Below are 17,291 nucleotides of genomic sequence, written 5' to 3'. Positions count from 1 at the left end.
GCGGCGCTTACGTTGCCCCGAAGAGGATCAGTGGTTGACATAACTGTGAGCCTCTAGTAGAGGGTGAGGGTTTACCCCAATCTCGAAGGAAAGGACCGGAGATGACACCTCCGCACAACTACCTGGCGGTCATCAAGGTCGTCGGCATCGGGGGTGGCGGCGTCAACGCCGTCAACCGGATGATCGAGGTTGGGCTCAAGGGCGTCGAGTTCATCGCGATCAACACCGATGCCCAGGCGCTGTTGATGAGTGACGCCGACGTCAAGCTCGACGTCGGCCGTGAGCTGACCCGTGGTCTGGGCGCGGGTGCCAACCCGGACGTCGGCAAGAACGCCGCCGAGGACCACCGCGACGAGATCGAGGAGGTGCTCAAGGGCGCCGACATGGTCTTCGTGACCTGCGGTGAGGGCGGCGGCACCGGCACCGGCGGCGCGCCCGTGGTGGCGAACATCGCCCGGAAGCTCGGCGCGCTGACCATCGGCGTGGTGACCCGGCCGTTCTCCTTCGAGGGCAAGCGCCGCCAGGTGCAGGCCGAGTCGGGGATAGACGAACTGCGCAACCAGTGCGACACCCTGATCGTCATCCCGAACGACCGGCTGCTGGCGCTGGGCGACCGCAACATCAGCATGATGGACGCGTTCCGTACCGCCGACCAGGTGCTGCTCTCCGGTGTGCAGGGCATCACCGACCTGATCACGACCCCGGGTCTGATCAACCTGGACTTCGCCGACGTCAAGAGCGTGATGAGTGGCGCCGGCAGCGCGTTGATGGGCATCGGCAGCGCCCGGGGCGAGAACCGCGCGGTCGAGGCGGCCGAGGCGGCCATCTCCAGCCCGCTGCTGGAGCAGAGCATGGACGGCGCGCGCGGCGTGCTGCTCTCCATCGCCGGTGGCTCCGACCTGGGCCTGTTCGAGATCAACGACGCGGCGCAGCTGGTCACCGACGCAGCCCACCCGGACGCCAACATCATCTTCGGTGCGGTGATCGACGACGCGCTCGGTGACGAGGTGCGCGTGACGGTCATCGCGGCGGGCTTCGACGGCGGCACCCCGGCGTACAAGGCGGCCGAGCCGGCGCGTAAGACCAACACCAACCAGCCGTCGCCGCAGAGCACCCCGGTGCCGACGCCGGTCACGCCGGCGCCGGCCCAGTCGCCGCGTCGGGTGCTCTTCGACGACGTGGACGTGCCCGACTTCCTCAAGAACGGGTCCTGAGCTCCGCCGATGACCGACAGCTCAGCCACGGTACGACCGGATCGGCGCGCCGAACTCGCGGCCGGCCTGGCCCAGGTCCGGACGCGGATCGCCGACGCCTGCGCCGACGCCGGCCGGGACGTCGCCGGTGTCACGATGATCGCGGTGACCAAGACCTACCCGGCCAGCGACGTGCTGGCGCTGGCCGGGCTCGGGGTGACCGACGTGGGGGAGAACCGCGACCAGGAGGCTGCCGGCAAGGCCGCCGAGGTGGCCGCCGCCGGGGTCGGCCCACGGTGGCACTTCATCGGCCAGTTGCAGCGCAACAAGGCCCGCTCGGTGGTCCGCTACGCCGACGTGGTGCACTCGGTGGACAGCGTCCGGTTGGCCCGTGCGCTCGCCAGCGCGGCCGCGGACCGGGAGCGCCCGCTGGAGGCCCTGGTGCAGGTGAGCATCGACGGCGACCCGGCGCGGGGTGGCGCGGTGCCCGGTTCGGCCGATCCCGGCAACGGGCTGGAGCCGGTCGCCGAGGCGGTGGCCGACGCGCCGTCGCTGCGGCTGGCCGGTCTGATGGCGGTGGCACCGTTGGGGTGGCCGCCGGAGCGGGCCTTCGCCCGGCTGGCCGAGGTGGCCGAGACGTTCCGGACACTCCATCCGGGAGCGAGCGCCCTGTCCGCCGGAATGAGCGGCGACCTGGAAATCGCGATCCGATACGGCGCGACACATGTCCGCGTCGGAAGCGCGTTGCTCGGAATGCGCTCCACGCTGCGGTAGCCTGACCGCGAGACAAGCAAATTACATCAGTGTTGTTTCAGGAACGGCGTCTCCTGTTCGGGGGGTCGTGGCACGCGACGCGAATCGCGTGCCAGGGGATTGCCGTTCCGGTCCGATGGGCATGGTTGTCCACTCGCGACGGGCGACATGGCACGGGGGCGCGTGCCGCACGGCGGACGGAAGGGCGCGGGATGGGTGCACTGCGCAAGGCGGGGGTCTGGCTCGGTCTGGTCGAAGAAGACGACGAGCGGGCCTACGACGACGGTGGCTACGACAAGGGTGGCTACCGTGACTCGCGGTACCGGCAGAGCCGGTACGCCGAGGAGTTCGCCGACGAGGACGACGACGACACCGAGGAGCCGCCGGCTCCCCGGCCGCGGGTCAGTGAGCGGGGTCGGCTCTCCGAGCGGGCGAACGGCCGGGTCAGCGAGTCCGATCGCGGTGACGGTGAGCGTCCGGAGCGGGTCGAGCGGTCCAGCGTGCGGTCGATCACCCGGTCGTCGGCGGGCGAGACCTCCGGCGCGCTGACCTACCACACCCGGGACAATCTGGCCCTCGCGCCGCAGGCCACGACGCGTGAGCGGGTGGTGGCTCCGGAGGAGGAGCAGCGGTACCAGATCACCACGCTGCACCCGACGACCTACCGCGAGGCGCGCACCATCGGTGAGCACTTCCGCGACGGCGTCCCGGTGATCATCAACCTCACCGAGATGGACGAGGCCGATGCCCGCCGTCTGGTGGACTTCGCCGCCGGGCTGGCGTTCGGGCTGCGCGGTACGATCGAGCGCGTGACCAATCGGGTGTTCCTGCTCTCACCGGCCAATGTCCAGGTCACCGCGGAGGACAAGGCCAAGATCGCTGAGGGCGGTTTTTTCAGTCTGAGTTGATCCCGCCCGACCCGAGGGACGTCGCTGACCGTGTTGTCGATCTTGCTGCAAGTGTTGTACCTGATCCTTTATGTCTTCCTGCTGCTTCTTCTGTCCCGGTTCGTGTTGAGCGCCGTCCTGCAGTACGGCCGCCGGTGGCAGCCGGGGCGCGGAGCATCGGCAGGATTGGAATCCGTGTGGAGCGTCACTGATCCCCCTCTCAACGCGTTGAGGCGTGTGATCCCTCCGCTGCGAATTGGTACCGTGAGCATCGACCTGGCCTCCCTTGTGCTCCTGGTTATCCTGTTCGTGCTGATGGAGTTCGTGTTAGGGCCGTCGATCAGGGCATCTGCCTGATGACCGACGCGCTTTCGCGGCCGCAACTGACCCGAGGAGTTTCGATGCCGCTGACCCCGGCCGACGTCCACAACGTCGCCTTCAAAAAGCCGCCGATCGGCAAGCGGGGGTATGACGAGGAGGAGGTCGACGCCTTCCTGGACGAGGTCGAGCGCGAGCTCGCCCGTCTCATCGAGGAGAACAACGAGCTGCGCGCCCAGGTGGAGCGCGGCGGCCGTGGCGGTGCCCCCGCCGGCCCCGGCGGCGACGCCCGACTGGCGGCGGAGCTCAACGACGTCAAGGCCCAACTGGACCGGGTGCAGCGCGACAAGTCGGCGGCCGAGCAGGCTGCCCGTGCGATGCAGGCCGAGCTGGAGCAGGTCCGCGCGGCCGGCGGTCCGGCCGGTGTCACCGGCGACGGTGAGCAGCAGGCCCTGCGGGTCCTCATGATGGCCCAGCGCACCGCCGACGACCACGTGTCCGACGCCCGCCGCGAGGCCGACCAGCTGCTGTCCGAGGCCCGCAGCAAGGCCGAGGAGGTGACCCGCGAGGCTCGCGCGAAGGCCGACGCCCTCGAGCGGGACGCCCGCCAGCGGCACCAGGAGGCCATGGGCGGCCTGGACGCCAAGCGCACGGCGCTGCAGAAGCACATCGAGGAGCTCAAGCAGTTCGAGCGCGAGTACCGCACCCGGCTCAAGGCGTACCTGGAGAGCCAGCTGCGTGACCTCGACGGTCGCGGCCAGGGTCTCGAGGCCGAGATGACCCGCTCCGAGGCAGGCCGGGTCGCCGGCGGCAACGGGTTGGCCGCCGCGGGCCTCGCCGGGTCGTACGGCGGCGGGCGCTCCGGCGCCCTCGAAGCCGGACGCTGAGCACCGGCCGGCGATCGCTGTCCGCCAATGGTGACGGTCGCCGGCCCCGCCCGGACGGTACGAAGCGGCGGGGGTGAGCCGTGATAGTTGCGAGTCTCCTGCTCATCCTCGTCGCGGTGGTGCTGCTGGTTCTCGGCCTGGCCGGTGGCTCCAGCATCATGTTGATCATCTCCATCGCGGCCAGTCTGCTGGCCGCTGTGGCGTTGGTGGCCGGCGCCCGCCAGGCAGCCGCCAACCGTGCCACGGCGGCTCCGGGACGACCCGACCGGCGCGCCGCCGGCGCACCCCGCACGGCCAGCCAGGCCACGCCGGGTGTCCCGTACGGGCCGCCGCTGGTCGAGCCGGACGTGCCGGTGCAGCACATGCCCTCGACGGTTGGTGCCGGCGGCACCGGGTGGCGGCAACCACCCGAGCCGCCGGCCGACCACGTTTCACCGTTCGACGCGTCGGTCGACCGGGGCACACCGTTCGTGACCCCGGCCGATGACGCGTCGCCGCTGCACCGGCCGGTGAGCCCCGCACCGCAGGACGAGGCGTCCGACCCCGACGTGTCGGCCTTCGAGGCGCTGGCCGACGAGCCGGCCGCTCAGTCGATCACCCCCGCCGAGGCGGCGCGGGTGGCTCGGCTGCCCGATCCCGTCGAGGTGGTGGACGGTCGGCCCCGCTACCACCTCGCCCGCTGTCCGCACCTGGCCGGCCGGGTGCCCGAGACGCTGCCGGTCGCCGAGGCGGTCGAGCTGGGCTTCACTCCGTGCGCGCTCTGCACGCCGGCCACCGTCCTGCTCGCCGACGTCCGACCGATCTGAAACGGCGCCCCGGTGCCCGCGCAGGACACGCTCACCGTGGCGGTACGGGTGAAGCCCGGCGCGTCCCGGGACCGGGTCGGCGGGCGCTTCGACGGCCCGCACGGCCCCGCCCTGGTGATCGCCGTGCACGCGCCGGCCGTCGACGGTCGCGCCACCGAGGCCGCCCGTCGGGCCCTCGCCGGTGCGTTGGGTGTGCGGCCGGCCGCCGTGTCGTTGCGGGCCGGCGCGGCCAGCCGGGACAAGCTCTTCCTCGTCGACCGGCCCGACCCGGCCCTGCCCGGGCTGCTCTGCCGGCTGCGCGACGGATCCGCCGAGTGAGGAACGTCCGGGCCGGGCAGCGGTGACACCGGGGCTGGACATCGCGCTGCTGGTCGGTGCGGGCGTGCTGCTGGTGGCGGTCGGCGCGGTCCGGCTCTCGACCCGCCTCGGGGTGCCCAGCCTGCTCGTCTACCTGGCGCTGGGTGTGGCGATCGGCGAGGCCGGGCTGGGCATCCGCTTCGACGACGTCGAGTTGACCCGGACCCTGGGGTTCTGCGCGCTGATCGTGATCATCGCCGAGGGTGGACTGACCGCCCGGTGGAGCACGTTGCGCCCGGTGCTCGGGCTGGCCTCCGCGCTCTCCACGGTCGGCGTGGTGGTCAGCATCGTGGTGGTGGGTGTGGCCGTACACCTGTTGTTGGGTCTGGATTGGCGCCTGGCGCTGCTCTACGGCGCGGTGTTGTCGTCCACCGACGCCGCGGCGGTCTTCGCGACCCTGCGCCGGCTGCGTCTGCCGCCGCGGCTGGTGGCCACTCTGGAGGCCGAGTCGGGCATGAACGACGCCCCGGTGGTGCTGCTGGTGGTGCTGCTGTCCCATTCGGGTTGGGCGCACCCGTGGTGGTACGAGACCGGGCTGGTCGTCTACGAGCTGGCCGTCGGGGCCGCGGTGGGTGTGGTCGCCGGGGTGGCCGGGACGTGGGCGTTGCGTCGGGCGGCGCTGCCCGCGGCCGGCCTGTACCCGATCGCCGCGGTGGGGATCACCGTGCTGGCGTACGCGGCCGGCGCGGTGCTGCACGCCTCGGGGTTCCTCGCCGTCTACGTGGCCGGGGTGCTGCTGGGCAACGCCCGGTTGTCGCACCGGCGGGCGATCCTCGGCTTCGCCGACGGGTTGGCGTGGCTCGCGCAGATCGGTCTGTTCGTGCTGCTCGGGCTGCTGGCCGCGCCGGCCCGGCTGGACGCGGCGGTGCTGCCGGCGGTGGTCGCGGGGCTGGCGCTGGTGCTGCTGGCGCGACCGTTGTCGGTGGCGGCGTCGGCGCTGCCGTTCCGGGTGGGCCTGTGCGAGCAGACGTTCCTGTCCTGGGCCGGGCTGCGCGGGGCGGTGCCGATCGTGCTGGCCACCATCCCGCTGTCCGAGCGCGTGCCGGGCGCGGAGCGTCTTTTCGACGCGGTCTTCGTGCTGGTGGTCATCTTCACGTTGGTGCAGACCGGGACGCTCGGCCCGTTGGCCCGCCGGTTGGGGATCACCGCGCCGGCCGAGGCCACCGAGATCCACGTGGAGACCGCCCCGCTGGAGCGGATGCGGGCCGACCTGCTGCAGTTGGAGGTGCCGCAGGGGTCCCGGCTGGCGGGGGTGCACGTCGACGAGTTGCGGTTGCCGGTGGGCGCCTCGGTGACCCTGGTGCTGCGCGACGGGGTGGGCTTCGTGCCCGGACCGGACACCCGTCTGAAGGTCGGCGACAGTCTGTTGATCGTCGCCACCGTGGGGGTGCGCGACGCCGCCGAACGGCGGTTGCGGGCGGTGAGCCGGCGGGGTCGGCTGGCCCGATGGTTTGGTGAGTACGGGGATGAGTCGGACGGTTGATCTGCTAGCGTTCCCTTTGCCCCAGTTAGGCAGGGCTCGGGGCAGTTAAGCGGTGCGACGGTGCGCCACGTTGTCGGACGCCTGTACGTTCCGTATTCTTGCCAACCTCCGGAGTGCGCGGCCATCGACGCCGTGCGCCCCTTTTCGCACAAAGGGGACGCCCTGGTTTGGCGTCCCCTGACCAGGAGCCGCCAACCATGCGGTTCCGCGGCCGAGGGAGCGACCCATGGCGAAGCCAGCCGACACGAGGACCGCCGGCCGCAAGCCGGTGGCCAAGGTCACCCGCAGCGCGGCGGAGACCGAGAAGATCCGCGCGGCGCTGGCGGCGCGGCGGGACGAGCTCCGCGCCGAGTACGATCAGACGCTGAGCGAGATCACCGAGCTGCAGCGCGACCGGCTGACCGACTCGGCCGGGGACGACCAGGCCGACACCGGCACCAAGACGTTCGAGCGTGAGCAGGAGATCTCACTCGCCAACAGCATTCTGGAACGGATCACGCAGGTCGAGCGCGCCCTCGAGCGCCTGGACGAGGGTGGTTACGGCTGGTGCGAGCGGTGCGGCAACCCGATCCCGGTCGAGCGCCTCGCCGCCTTCCCGTCGGCCACCCTGTGTGTGACGTGCAAGCAGCTGGAGGAGCGGCGCTGAGGTCCGTTCCCCGGCGGCGATGAGACGGTGAGCGATCACCGCCGAGACACCTCGATGGGGAGCGCATGACCGCAGCACCGCCCGCCGAACCGGGCCGCAGTGAGCCGGGTGGCGGCACGCCCCGGCCCCGGGCCGTCGCGATCCTCGCCGGGGTCGCCCTGGTGGCCCTGCTGGCCGACCTGGTCACCAAACACCTCGCGCTGGCCGCGCTGACCGACCGGGAGCCGGTCCGGCTGCTCGGCGGCCTGGTCTACCTGAGCCTCACCCGCAACAGCGGTGCGGCGTGGAGCATCGGCTCGGACCACACCTGGATCTTCCCGCTGATCACCATCGGTGTGGTCGGCTGGATCGTCTGGATGGCGCTGCGCCTGCGGTCGCTGCCCTGGGCGGTCTCGCTGGGCCTCGTCCTCGGCGGTGCCCTGGGCAACCTCGTCGACCGGATCTTCCGGGCGCCCTCCCCGTTCCACGGGCACGTGGTCGACATGATCAGCCTCTTCGACCCGTTCGGCCAGGTGTGGCCGGTGTTCAACCTGGCCGACAGTTCGCTGGTCTGCGGCGTGCTGCTGGCCGTACTGCTGGAGTTGACCGGCCGCCAGCGTGACGGCCGGCGCGCCGGCCGCGACGGCGACCCGACCGACGCGGACGCCACCCAGGCCGCCGCGGACCAGCGGGAGCGGGCATGACCTCCGCGTTCGCCGCCGGCGGCGACCACCGGTCCCTGCCCGTGCCCGACGGCCTCGACGGGATGCGCCTGGACCAGGCGGTGTCCCGCCTCTTCGGGCTCTCCCGCACCGCCGCCGCGGCCCTCGTCGACGCCGGGGACGCGCTGGTCGACGGCGCCGCCCGGCCCAACTCGTACAAGGTCAAGGCCGGCTCCTGGCTGGACGTCACGCTGCCCGCCCCGGTCGCGCCGCCGACCGTGGTGCCGCAGGCCGTGCCGGGCCTGCGCGTCGTGTACGCCGACGACGACATCGTGGTGGTGGACAAGCCGGTGGGCGTCGCCGCGCACCCCAGCCCCGGCTGGACCGGGCCGACCGTCATCGGCGCGCTCGCCGCCATCGGGCACCGCATCTCCACCAGCGGCGCCGCCGAGCGGCAGGGCGTCGTGCACCGCCTCGACGTCGGCACCACCGGGATCATGGTGGTGGCCAAGAGCGAGCAGGCGTACACGGCGTTGAAGCGGGCCTTCAAGTACCGCGAGGTGGACAAGGGCTACCACGCGGTGGTGCAGGGGCACCTCGACCCGCTGCGCGGCACCGTCGACGCGCCGATCGACCGGCACCCGACCCACGACTACCGGTGGGCCGTGGTCTCCGGCGGCAAGCCGAGCATCACCCACTACGACACCCTGGAGGCGTTCCCGGCGGCCAGCCTGGTCGACGTCCGGCTGGAGACCGGCCGGACCCACCAGATCCGGGTGCACTTCTCCACCCTGCGCCACCCCTGCGTGGGTGACCTCACGTACGGCGCCGACCCCACCCTCTCGGCCCGTCTCGGACTGGCCCGACAGTGGCTGCACGCCCGCGAACTGAGCTTCCTGCACCCCCGAACGGGGGACGAGGTCCGGTTCGTCAGCGACTACCCTGACGACCTGGACCGCGCGCTTCAGATCCTGCGTGACTAGCGCGGCGACCGCCTGACACCGATCCGACGAGGGGATCCCGCCCGTGCGCGCCGGCGACCTGCTGCGGCAGTTGGACCAACGGCTGCTGCCGCCGTTGACCCGGGCCGTCGCCCGGTTGGGCGACCGGTCGGGGCGCTCCGGGGTGCTCACCTGGGCCGCGCTGCTGTCCATGGCGGCGGTGCTGGGCACCGCCGTCTGGGCGGCCGACGACGTCCCGGTCGGCGACCGGACGGTGGGCGAGGTGACCCGGGTCGGGGTGGCCGACGGCGACTCCGTCCCCGGCTACCTGCGCTCGGCGGCGGCGGACCTGGCCGCACTGCCCAGCACGGCCCCGACCGCCGGCGACGGCACCTATGCCCTGGTCACGCTCGACGCGTACCTGCCGCCGCAGCGACTGGCGGCGGTGCTCGGCGACGTGCCGGTCTCGACGGTCTTCGGCCGGGTGCCGTTGCCCGGCCGGCAGACCGAGATCGTGAAGATCCCCGCGCTGCGGGTGCCCGACGACGTCGTCGCCGGGATGGTCGAGGTGGCGGCCCGCAAGGACACCGAGGCGGCCGACTATCGAAAGCGGGCCGCCGAGATGACCGGCGACGGCGTCGACGAGCGGGAACTGCGCGTGCGGTACGCCGACGACGCCGAGGTGGCGTCGGCCGAGGCGGCGGCGTACCGCACCGGCTGCGCCTGCGTCTACGCGGCGGTCGTCCGGGCGGGCCCCGAGGTGCTGCGCGGTGTGGCGGCCCGGCCGGACGTCCGGGCCGTGGACCCCGCCCCCGAGGTGTACCGGCTGGACCGCGCGGTCTTCACACCACCACTTCCCGAACAGCGCGACGTGGTCCGCCCGCCGGCCGACACCGGGCCCAGCCCGACGTCGAGCCCGCAGGTGCGCGCGGTGTCGACACCACCCGCGCCCGAGCGCTCGGCGCCGGTGGGCGAATCGTCGGAACCCGCACCGGTCGTAACGATTCCGTCACCGGAGCCGTCGTCGACGGAGTCGACCGAGCCGCCCCCGCCGAGCGTCACCACCTCCCCGGACGCGACCGGCGCCGGGCCGCTGGCGCCCAGCCCGTCGTGATCTGTGCCGGGTGGTGTGCGTCGCCAGGTGTGGTCCGAATAGTGTTTGCTTCGTAGCCTGTCAGACGGAGATCGATGGTGCTGGGAGGGCGGGCCGTGGAGGGCAGTGAGACCGGCTGGGGCCGGCCGGCCGAACCAGCGCCGCGGTGGCGGGCGTTGTTGGACCGCGCCCGGCGGGGCGGCCATGGCGCGGAACAGGCGGAGCCCGACCGGCGGGCCGAGGAGCCAGCACCGGATCCGCTGCCGCGACGTGCGGCCCCCAACGGGTACGCCGGGCGCGCGCCGGCCATCGGGCATCCGGCCGAGCTGTCGTACGGCGCGGAGCCCGCCTACCGGGCCGAGGCGACCTACCGGGTCGATCCCGCGTACCGGGCCGAGCCGACCTACCGCGCGGAGCCGGACTACCGGGCGGCGCCCGCGTACCGCGCGGAGCCGGACTACCGGGCCGAGCCCGCGTACCGGGCCGAGCCGGACTACCGGGCCGAGCCGGACTACCGGGGCGAGCCGGACTACCGGTCCGAGCCGGCGTACCGGTCCGAGCCGGCGTACCGGGCGGAACCCGCCTACCGGGCCGAGCCCGCGTACCGGCCCGAGCCGGACTACCGGGCGGAGCCGACGTACCGGGCCGAGCCCGAGCCGCCGCCGCAACGCCCCGATTCGGTCGAGTCGCGCTACGCGCTGCTGGACAACGGCTACCGCCAGGGCGGGCCTCCGGTGGAGTCGCGGTACGCCCTGCTGGAGACCGGCTACCAGCCGGAGACGGGCTACCCGGTGGCGGCGCCCCCGACGCCGGCCGCCCCGCCGCCGGTCGTCGCGCCACCCGCCCCGCCGGTCGTTGCGCCACCCGCGCCACCGGTCGTCGCGCCGCCCGCCCCGCCGGTCAGCTCGGCGATCGCCGAGCGCGGCTACCCGGCCCGCGTCGAATGGCGTCCGCAGGGCGTCGACCAGGAGGTGGAGCGGGCCACCGGGGTGCTCCGCCGGGATCTGGGCACGCCCCGGGTGTTCGCGTTCGCCAACCCCAAGGGTGGGGTGCACAAGACCACCGCCACCGTCCTCGCGGCGGCCACCGTCGGCAGCGTGCGCGGCCGAGGTGTGCTGGCCTGGGACGACAACGAGCTGCGCGGCACCCTCGGGCTGCGCGCGGGCAGCGCCCGGCACGCCCGGACCATCCGCCACCTGATCGGCGAGCTGGCCCAGATCGAGATCCTGGAGGGCGCGACCCTGCTGGACCGGCTGGACGACTTCCTGCGGCACGCCTCCGACGGCTCGTACGACGTGCTGGCCGGTGAGGAGAGCCCGCGCTTCGCCCAGCGACTGGACCAGTTCACCGTCAAGCGGGTGCTGGAGCTGCTGCGCCGCACCCACGACGTGGTCTGCGTGGACACTGGCAACAACGTGGAGAGCCCCAACTGGCGCACCGTGATGCAGGCCGCCGACCAGCTGGTGGTGACCACCGTGCCCCGGGAGGACGCGGCGTTCAGCGCCGACTGGATGCTCGACCTGCTGCACGAGGAGGGCATGAGCGAGCTGGCCGACAACGCGATCACCCTCATCTCCTGCCCCACGCCGGGGCGCTCTGCCCTCCAGGACGACCTGGAGCGGCACTTCGCCACCCGCACCCGAGGGGTGGCCGTGGTGCCGTACGACCCGGCGCTGGAGACCGGATCGTCGATCGAGTACCACCAGCTCCAGCCGGAGACCCGGCAGGCGTGGCTGCGTGCGGCGGCGATGATGGTGGAGCCGTTCGCCCGGTGAGCTGGTCTGCCGCCACCGGCGCCCCGGCCCGCCACCGGGCCTGAGAGGATCATCGGGTGAGCCCGGACAACCCCGACCCTGAGCGGCACGTCGACGATCCCGACCGACCCGCGCCGCCGCGAGCGTCGGCCGCGACACCGCCGGCGAACGAGCCGCCGGGCGCGACACCGCCGGCGAACGAGCCGTCGGCCGCGACACCCCCGGGCGGATTCGACCCGGGCCACGTGCCCGCCTCGACGGCGTACCAGAGTTCGCTGGAGCTGACCTTCGACGAGCCACGTCGCCCGCTGCGTACGGTGGTGACGGTGCTGGGCTTCGCGCTCGCGTTCGCCGTGCTGGGCGCGCCGTTGGGGCTGCTCTGGGCTGTGCTCGCGCCGGACACCCCGGTGCTCAAGACCGCCGAGGGGGCGATCTACGCCGAGCCGCAGCCGGAGCAGCCGATCGCCGCGGACGGCTGGTTCAGCCTGCTCGGGCTCGCCTTCGGGGTGCTCGCGGCCCTCGTCCTGTGGTTCGTGCTGCGTCGCCGACGTGGCCCGGTCGGGCTGCTCGCCGCGGTGCTGGGCGCGTTGGCCGCCGCGCCGGTGGCGTGGCAGGTGGGCCGGCGGGTCGGCCTGGCCACCTTCGACCGGCTGCTGGACACCGCACCGGCCGGTCAGGCGTTCACCAAACCCGCCGACCTGCGCGCCGGTGGCGTCGACTGGCTGCTCGGCGTGCTGCCGGTGCCGCACGGCAACCTGCTGCTGCCGGCGTTCGGCGCCGCGATCACGTACACCCTGCTGGCCGGCTGGTCGCGGTGGCCGTCGCTGCGGCCCGAGCCCGACCCGGCGGCGCTCAGTTGGGCGTCGGCGGGGACGCCAGCTCCGACAGCGGCACCGGAACCGCCCGCACCTGGCGCAGCAGAGCCGCCTCGCGGTTGAGCAGCCGCAGCTCGGCGCGGAGCCGGGCCGCGGTGTCGTCGATCGCCAGCAGCAGCTGCCGGTCGTCGACGGTCAGCGCCGCGGTGGCCGCCACCAGGTGTGACAGCACCGTCGGGTCCTCCGGAAGCTGCTCGGAGATCTCCTCCGGGTCGGAGCGGACCAGGCCCAGGTACTGCCGGAACACCGCGATGACCCGGGCGGCGAGGAGGTCGGCCACCTCGTCCGGCCCGGCCGGCTCGGGCAGCCACTCGACCTGGGCGGTCAGGTAGGGAGCCGCGCTCTCGTCGACCTCGTCGATGCGGAACCGGCGCCGGCCGACCGTGACGATGTCGAAGCCACCGTCGGCCAGCTCGGTCACCTGGCGCAGCTCGGCCGTGCAGCCCACCTCGTGCAGCGTGACGTCGCCGACGCCGGACGTGGGGCGTGCGCCGGGACCGGCGGGCGCGACCTCCCAGCCGGCCTGGATGGCCACCACCCCGAACTCGCGCGGCGCGCCCTCGGGCAGGTCGACCAGATGCCGGACCAACGCCCGGTAGCGCTCCTCGAAGATGTGCAGTGGCAGCACCAACCCGGGAAAGAGCACCGTTGCGAGCGGAAACACCGGCAGCCGTGCGGTCACATGGTCGAGCCTAACGAATCGCGCCCGCCGGGGCGTGGCCCGGCTCACCGTCCCGCCGGGCGGGCGGCTCGGGTGGGCTGCGGCCGGGCCGCCTAGACTCGCAAGGGTGCTGAATCGGATCGACCTGCGCAACGGTCTCGGAGACCCGCGCCGCCTGCTGCCCCGTGCCCAGCTCGACGTGTCGGTTGCCGTCGAGCGGATCCGCCCGCTGGTGGAGGCGGTCCGGGAGCATGGGTACCCGGCGATCCGGGAGGCGAGCGAACGGTTCGACGGCATCTCGCCGGACGTGCTGCGGGTGCCGGTGCAGGCGATCACCGAGGCCGAGGGGGTGCTCGACCCGGCGGTGCGCGCCGCGCTGCTGGAGTCGATCCGCCGGGCCCGGAAGGTGCACGCCGACCAGCGCCGCACCGACCACACCACCCAGGTGGTGCCCGGTGGCACGGTCACCGAGCGGTGGCTGCCGGTCGACCGGGTCGGCCTCTACGTCCCCGGCGGGCTCGCCATGTACCCGTCAACCGTCGTGATGAACGTGGTGCCGGCCCAGGCGGCGGGCGTGCGGTCGCTGGTGGTGGTCAGCCCGCCGCAGAAGGACAACGGTGGCCTGCCCGACCCCCGGGTGCTCGCCGCGTGCGCGCTGCTCGGCGTCGACGAGGTGTACGCCGTCGGCGGCGCCCAGGCGGTGGCGATGCTGGCGTACGGCGCGGCGGTGGACCCGGCCGGCGAGCTGCGCTGCGATCCGGTCGACCTGATCACCGGCCCGGGCAACATCTGGGTGACCGCCGCCAAGCGGCTGCTGCGCGGCGTGGTCGGCATCGACGCGGAGGCCGGCCCGACCGAGATCGCCATCCTGGCCGACGACACCGCCGACCCGGCGCACGTCGCCGCCGACCTGATCAGCCAGGCCGAGCACGACCCGCTCGCCGCGAGCGTGCTGGTCACCCCGTCGGTGCCGCTCGTCGAGGCGGTCGAGGAGGAGCTGGCCCGGCAGGTGCCGGCGACCAAGCACGCCGAGCGGGTGACCACCGCGCTGACCGGTGAGCAGAGCGGCGTGGTCCTCGTCGACGACCTGGAGGCGGGGCTGCGGGTGGTCGACGCGTACGCGGCCGAGCACCTGGAGATCCAGACGGTCGACGCCCGGGAGTGGGCGCTGCGGGTGCGCAACGCCGGGGCGATCTTCGTGGGCGCCTGGTCGCCGGTGTCGCTCGGCGACTACTGCGCCGGCTCCAACCACGTGCTGCCCACCGGCGGGTGCGCCCGGCACTCGTCCGGGCTGTCCGTGCAGTCGTTCCTGCGCGGTGTGCACCTGATCGAGTACACCGAGGCCGCGCTGCGTGACGTGGCGCCGCACGTGGTCACCCTGGCGACCGTGGAGGACCTGCCCGCGCACGGCCAGGCGGTCCAGGCCCGCTTCCCGGGAGCGTCGGCGTGACGGGCCTCGACGATCTGCCGATCCGCGACGACCTGCGGGGGCTGTCGCCGTACGGGGCGCCGCAACTGGACGTCGCGGTGCGGCTGAACACCAACGAGAACTCGTACGCGGTGCCGGAGCCGGTGGTCGAGGCGATCGGCAAGGCGCTCGCCGCCGAGCTGCGTGACCTGAACCGCTACCCGGACCGGGACGCGGTGGCGCTGCGCGCCGACCTGGCCGGTTACCTGGGCCACGGGCTCACCGTCGAGCAGGTGTGGGCGGCCAACGGCTCCAACGAGGTCCAGCAGCAGCTCCTCCAGGCGTTCGGTGGTCCGGGGCGCAGCGCGCTGGGCTTCGTCCCGGCGTACTCGATGCACCCGCTGCTGGCGCTCGGCACCGGCACCCGGTGGGTGCCGGCGCGGCGCGGCGTCGACTTCGGGCTGACCGCCGACGAGGCGGTCGCCGAGGTCCGCGAGCACCGGCCGGACGTGGTCGTCCTCTGCTCGCCGAACAACCCCACCGGCACGGCACTGGACCCGGCGGTGGTCGCCGCCGTGCTGGACGCGGCGCCCGGCATGGTGGTCGTCGACGAGGCGTACGCCGAGTTCGCCCGGCCTGGCACGGTCAGCGCCCTCGCGGTGCTGCCCGGCCACCCGCGGCTCGTGGTGACCCGGACGATGAGCAAGGCGTTCGGCTTCGCCGGTGGACGGCTGGGTTACCTGGCCGCCGACCCGGCGGTGGTGCAGGCGGTGCAGCTGGTCCGTCTGCCGTACCACCTGTCCGCGCTGACCCAGGCCGCCGCGCGCGCGGCGCTCGCCCACCGCGACGCCCTGCTGGGTACGGTGAGCGCGATCATGGCGCAGCGGGACCGGATCGTGGCGACGCTGCGCGGGCGCGGGCTGCGGGTGGCCGACAGCGACGCCAACTTCGTGCTCTTCGAGGTGGGCGGCGACCAGGCCACCGCCTGGCGCGCCCTGCTGGCCCACGGGGTGCTGGTGCGTGACGTCGGCCTGCCCGGCTGGCTGCGCGTGACCGCCGGCACGCCCGCCGAGACCGACGCCTTCCTTTCTGCGATGGAGAACCTGCGATGAGCCGGACCGCCCGGGTGGAGCGGATCACCAAGGAGACCAAGGTCCTCGTCGAGATCGACCTCGACGGCACCGGCGCCGCCGAGATCAGCACCGGCGTGGGCTTCTACGACCACATGCTGCACCAGATCGCCCGGCACGGCGGCTACGACCTGACCGTGCGCACCGTGGGCGACCTGGAGATCGACGCGCACCACACCATGGAGGACACCGCCCTGGCCCTGGGCGCCGCGTTCGACCAGGCGCTGGGCGACAAGGCCGGCATCCGGCGGTACGGGTCGGCGACCGTGCCGATGGACGAGGTGCTGGTCCGGGCCGCGGTGGACCTGTCCGGTCGGCCGTACGTGGTGCATGACGAGCCGGCGTTGGCGCCGTACATCGGGCCGGTGTATCCGACCAGCATGACCCGGCACATCTGGGAGTCGTTCGGTCAGGCGGCCCGGATCACCCTGCACGTGGACGTGCTGCGGGCGGCCCGCCCGGGTGGTCACCCGGACGCGCACCACGTGGTGGAGGCGCAGTTCAAGGCGGTTTCCCGGGCGTTGCGCGAGGCTACCGCGATCGACCCGCGTGCCGCCGGGGCGATCCCCAGCACGAAGGGCGCTCTCTGATGAGCGCGAGGAGTGCAGCGGAGCGGAGCCCCGCAGTCGCGAATGGAAGGTGGCTCTGATGGGGGCCGCGTTGCCGACGTTGTTGTTGATCCTGGCCGGGGTGCTGGTGGGCGGCACCTGGTCGCTGCACCGGCAGGGCGCGCCGAGGGGCGCGGTGGTGATCACCGGGCTGCTGGCGGTGCTCGCCACGGTTGCGGGGGTGCTGCGGTTGATCCCGGGGTCGGGCTCGTGAGCGCCGACGTGGTGGTGCTCGACTACGGGTCGGGCAACCTGCGCTCGGCGGAGCGGGCGTTGGCCGCCGCCGGGGCGGACGTGAGGGTGACCGACGACCTGGCCGCCGCGGCCGCCGCCGACGGTCTGGTGGTGCCGGGGGTTGGCGCGTATGCGGCGTGCATGGCGGGGATCGAGGCGCTCGGCGCGGGTCCGGTGATCGCCGAGCGGGTGGCCGCCGGCCGGCCGGTGCTGGGCATCTGCGTGGGCATGCAGGTGCTCTTCGAGCACGGTGACGAGCACGGTGTGGTGACCAAGGGGCTGGGTCTGCTGCCGGGCGGGGTGACCCGGTTGGCCGCGACCCGGTTGCCGCACATGGGGTGGAACACCGTGCGGGCGCCCCGGGAGTCGGTGCTCTTCGCCGGCTTGGGAGCGCAGAGCCGGTTCTACTTCGTGCACTCGTACGCGATGGGTGACCCGACGGCGTTGACGGCGGCCGGTGCCACGGTGACCACGGCCCACCATGACACGGATTTCGTGGCGGCGGTGGAGCGTGGCGCGTTGTCGGCGGCCCAGTTCCATCCGGAGAAGTCCGCCGACACCGGTGCCGCGCTGCTGCGTAACTGGCTCGCCACGTTGCCCACCGGTGAGTGAGCGT

The 17,291-nt window shown here is 73.5% G+C and carries 20 protein-coding genes; 19 read left to right on the top strand and 1 reads right to left on the bottom strand.

Annotated features, from left to right (window positions below; all coding sequences use genetic code 11):
- Positions 1-101: 101 nt before the first annotated feature.
- From ftsZ to AB0H52_RS04210, 14 genes are all read left to right on the top strand, one after another.
- Positions 102-1,214 carry a cell division protein FtsZ gene (gene ftsZ / locus AB0H52_RS04275; RefSeq protein WP_151492253.1) on the top strand — a complete coding sequence of 371 codons (1,113 nt, stop codon included), beginning with the start codon at positions 102-104 and terminating at the stop codon, positions 1,212-1,214.
- 9 nt (positions 1,215-1,223) lie between these two features.
- Positions 1,224-1,967, top strand: coding sequence for a YggS family pyridoxal phosphate-dependent enzyme (locus AB0H52_RS04270; RefSeq protein ID WP_151492254.1), 744 nt, complete (start codon positions 1,224-1,226; stop codon positions 1,965-1,967).
- A gap of 191 nt (positions 1,968-2,158) precedes the next feature.
- Positions 2,159-2,854, top strand: coding sequence for a cell division protein SepF (sepF, locus tag AB0H52_RS04265; protein ID WP_151492255.1), 696 nt, complete (start codon positions 2,159-2,161; stop codon positions 2,852-2,854).
- A 30-nt stretch (positions 2,855-2,884) separates the two neighbouring features.
- Entirely contained in the window at positions 2,885-3,190 is a 306-nt protein-coding gene (locus AB0H52_RS04260) for a YggT family protein (RefSeq protein WP_030334503.1), read from the top strand.
- 44 nt (positions 3,191-3,234) lie between these two features.
- Positions 3,235-4,038: a DivIVA domain-containing protein gene (locus AB0H52_RS04255; protein WP_151492256.1), complete on the top strand. Its 804-nt coding sequence runs from the start codon at positions 3,235-3,237 to the stop codon at positions 4,036-4,038.
- A gap of 80 nt (positions 4,039-4,118) precedes the next feature.
- Positions 4,119-4,844, top strand: coding sequence for a hypothetical protein (locus AB0H52_RS04250; RefSeq protein WP_151492257.1), 726 nt, complete (start codon positions 4,119-4,121; stop codon positions 4,842-4,844).
- Positions 4,845-4,856: 12 nt separating this feature from the next.
- Entirely contained in the window at positions 4,857-5,162 is a 306-nt protein-coding gene (locus tag AB0H52_RS04245) for a DUF167 domain-containing protein (RefSeq protein ID WP_151492258.1), read from the top strand.
- A gap of 22 nt (positions 5,163-5,184) precedes the next feature.
- On the top strand, positions 5,185-6,684 hold the full coding sequence (locus AB0H52_RS04240) for a potassium/proton antiporter (RefSeq protein WP_357945175.1): 1,500 nt from the start codon (positions 5,185-5,187) through the stop codon (positions 6,682-6,684).
- Between the two features lie 226 nt (positions 6,685-6,910).
- Positions 6,911-7,330, top strand: coding sequence for a TraR/DksA C4-type zinc finger protein (locus AB0H52_RS04235; protein WP_151492260.1), 420 nt, complete (start codon positions 6,911-6,913; stop codon positions 7,328-7,330).
- A 65-nt stretch (positions 7,331-7,395) separates the two neighbouring features.
- Positions 7,396-8,013 carry a signal peptidase II gene (lspA, locus tag AB0H52_RS04230; RefSeq protein WP_151492261.1) on the top strand — a complete coding sequence of 206 codons (618 nt, stop codon included), beginning with the start codon at positions 7,396-7,398 and terminating at the stop codon, positions 8,011-8,013.
- A complete protein-coding gene (locus AB0H52_RS04225) occupies positions 8,010-8,954 on the top strand; it encodes an RluA family pseudouridine synthase (RefSeq protein ID WP_151492262.1) in 945 nt (314 codons plus the stop codon). Before lspA ends, AB0H52_RS04225 begins: the two co-directional genes overlap by 4 nt.
- A 43-nt stretch (positions 8,955-8,997) precedes the next feature.
- Entirely contained in the window at positions 8,998-10,026 is a 1,029-nt protein-coding gene (locus tag AB0H52_RS04220) for a hypothetical protein (protein WP_151492263.1), read from the top strand.
- A gap of 74 nt (positions 10,027-10,100) precedes the next feature.
- Positions 10,101-11,780 (top strand): AAA family ATPase, encoded by a 1,680-nt coding sequence (locus AB0H52_RS04215; RefSeq protein ID WP_357945165.1) that lies wholly within the window; start codon positions 10,101-10,103, stop codon positions 11,778-11,780.
- A gap of 56 nt (positions 11,781-11,836) precedes the next feature.
- On the top strand, positions 11,837-12,697 hold the full coding sequence (locus AB0H52_RS04210) for a DUF2567 domain-containing protein (RefSeq protein ID WP_151492035.1): 861 nt from the start codon (positions 11,837-11,839) through the stop codon (positions 12,695-12,697).
- On the opposite strand, the gene AB0H52_RS04205 is transcribed toward AB0H52_RS04210, so the two are convergent.
- On the bottom strand, positions 12,612-13,316 hold the full coding sequence (locus tag AB0H52_RS04205; RefSeq protein WP_151492036.1) for an LON peptidase substrate-binding domain-containing protein: 705 nt from the start codon (positions 13,314-13,316) through the stop codon (positions 12,612-12,614). The two genes, AB0H52_RS04210 and AB0H52_RS04205, sit on opposite strands and share 86 nt — an antisense overlap.
- Positions 13,317-13,422: 106 nt before the next feature.
- Here AB0H52_RS04205 and hisD point away from each other — a divergent pair, with 106 nt between their 5' ends.
- The 5 genes from hisD to hisH are packed head-to-tail and all read left to right on the top strand — an operon-like array spanning position 13,423 to position 17,287.
- On the top strand, positions 13,423-14,745 hold the full coding sequence (gene hisD, locus AB0H52_RS04200) for a histidinol dehydrogenase (protein ID WP_151492037.1): 1,323 nt from the start codon (positions 13,423-13,425) through the stop codon (positions 14,743-14,745).
- Positions 14,742-15,815: a histidinol-phosphate transaminase gene (locus AB0H52_RS04195; RefSeq protein WP_151492038.1), complete on the top strand. Its 1,074-nt coding sequence runs from the start codon at positions 14,742-14,744 to the stop codon at positions 15,813-15,815. The genes hisD and AB0H52_RS04195 overlap by 4 nt, the downstream gene beginning before the upstream one ends.
- Entirely contained in the window at positions 15,812-16,423 is a 612-nt protein-coding gene (gene hisB / locus AB0H52_RS04190) for an imidazoleglycerol-phosphate dehydratase HisB (RefSeq protein ID WP_151492039.1), read from the top strand. The genes AB0H52_RS04195 and hisB overlap by 4 nt, the downstream gene beginning before the upstream one ends.
- Before the next feature lie 58 nt (positions 16,424-16,481).
- Complete coding sequence (locus AB0H52_RS04185; protein WP_192580428.1) at positions 16,482-16,655, top strand: hypothetical protein; 174 nt, start codon at positions 16,482-16,484, stop codon at positions 16,653-16,655.
- Positions 16,652-17,287, top strand: coding sequence for an imidazole glycerol phosphate synthase subunit HisH (gene hisH / locus AB0H52_RS04180; protein WP_151492040.1), 636 nt, complete (start codon positions 16,652-16,654; stop codon positions 17,285-17,287). Before AB0H52_RS04185 ends, hisH begins: the two co-directional genes overlap by 4 nt.
- Positions 17,288-17,291: the final 4 nt, after the last annotated feature.

The organism is Micromonospora sp. NPDC050695 (assembly GCF_040654415.1).
Lineage (GTDB): Bacteria > Actinomycetota > Actinomycetes > Mycobacteriales > Micromonosporaceae > Micromonospora.
Note: the sequence above shows the minus strand (reverse complement) of the source record. Positions and strands in the feature narration are given on the sequence as shown.

Bases quoted from the DNA above. Each gene is read 5' to 3' on its own strand.
- ftsZ (WP_151492253.1), top strand. From the start codon at position 102: ATGACACCTCCGCACAACTACCTGGCGGTCATCAAGGTCGTCGGCATC.
- AB0H52_RS04270 (WP_151492254.1), top strand. From the start codon at position 1,224: ATGACCGACAGCTCAGCCACGGTACGACCGGATCGGCGCGCCGAACTC.
- sepF (WP_151492255.1), top strand. From the start codon at position 2,159: ATGGGTGCACTGCGCAAGGCGGGGGTCTGGCTCGGTCTGGTCGAAGAA.
- AB0H52_RS04255 (WP_151492256.1), top strand. From the start codon at position 3,235: ATGCCGCTGACCCCGGCCGACGTCCACAACGTCGCCTTCAAAAAGCCG.
- AB0H52_RS04235 (WP_151492260.1), top strand. From the start codon at position 6,911: ATGGCGAAGCCAGCCGACACGAGGACCGCCGGCCGCAAGCCGGTGGCC.
- lspA (WP_151492261.1), top strand. From the start codon at position 7,396: ATGACCGCAGCACCGCCCGCCGAACCGGGCCGCAGTGAGCCGGGTGGC.
- AB0H52_RS04225 (WP_151492262.1), top strand. From the start codon at position 8,010: ATGACCTCCGCGTTCGCCGCCGGCGGCGACCACCGGTCCCTGCCCGTG.
- AB0H52_RS04215 (WP_357945165.1), top strand. From the start codon at position 10,101: ATGGTGCTGGGAGGGCGGGCCGTGGAGGGCAGTGAGACCGGCTGGGGC.
- hisB (WP_151492039.1), top strand. From the start codon at position 15,812: ATGAGCCGGACCGCCCGGGTGGAGCGGATCACCAAGGAGACCAAGGTC.
- AB0H52_RS04185 (WP_192580428.1), top strand. From the start codon at position 16,482: ATGGGGGCCGCGTTGCCGACGTTGTTGTTGATCCTGGCCGGGGTGCTG.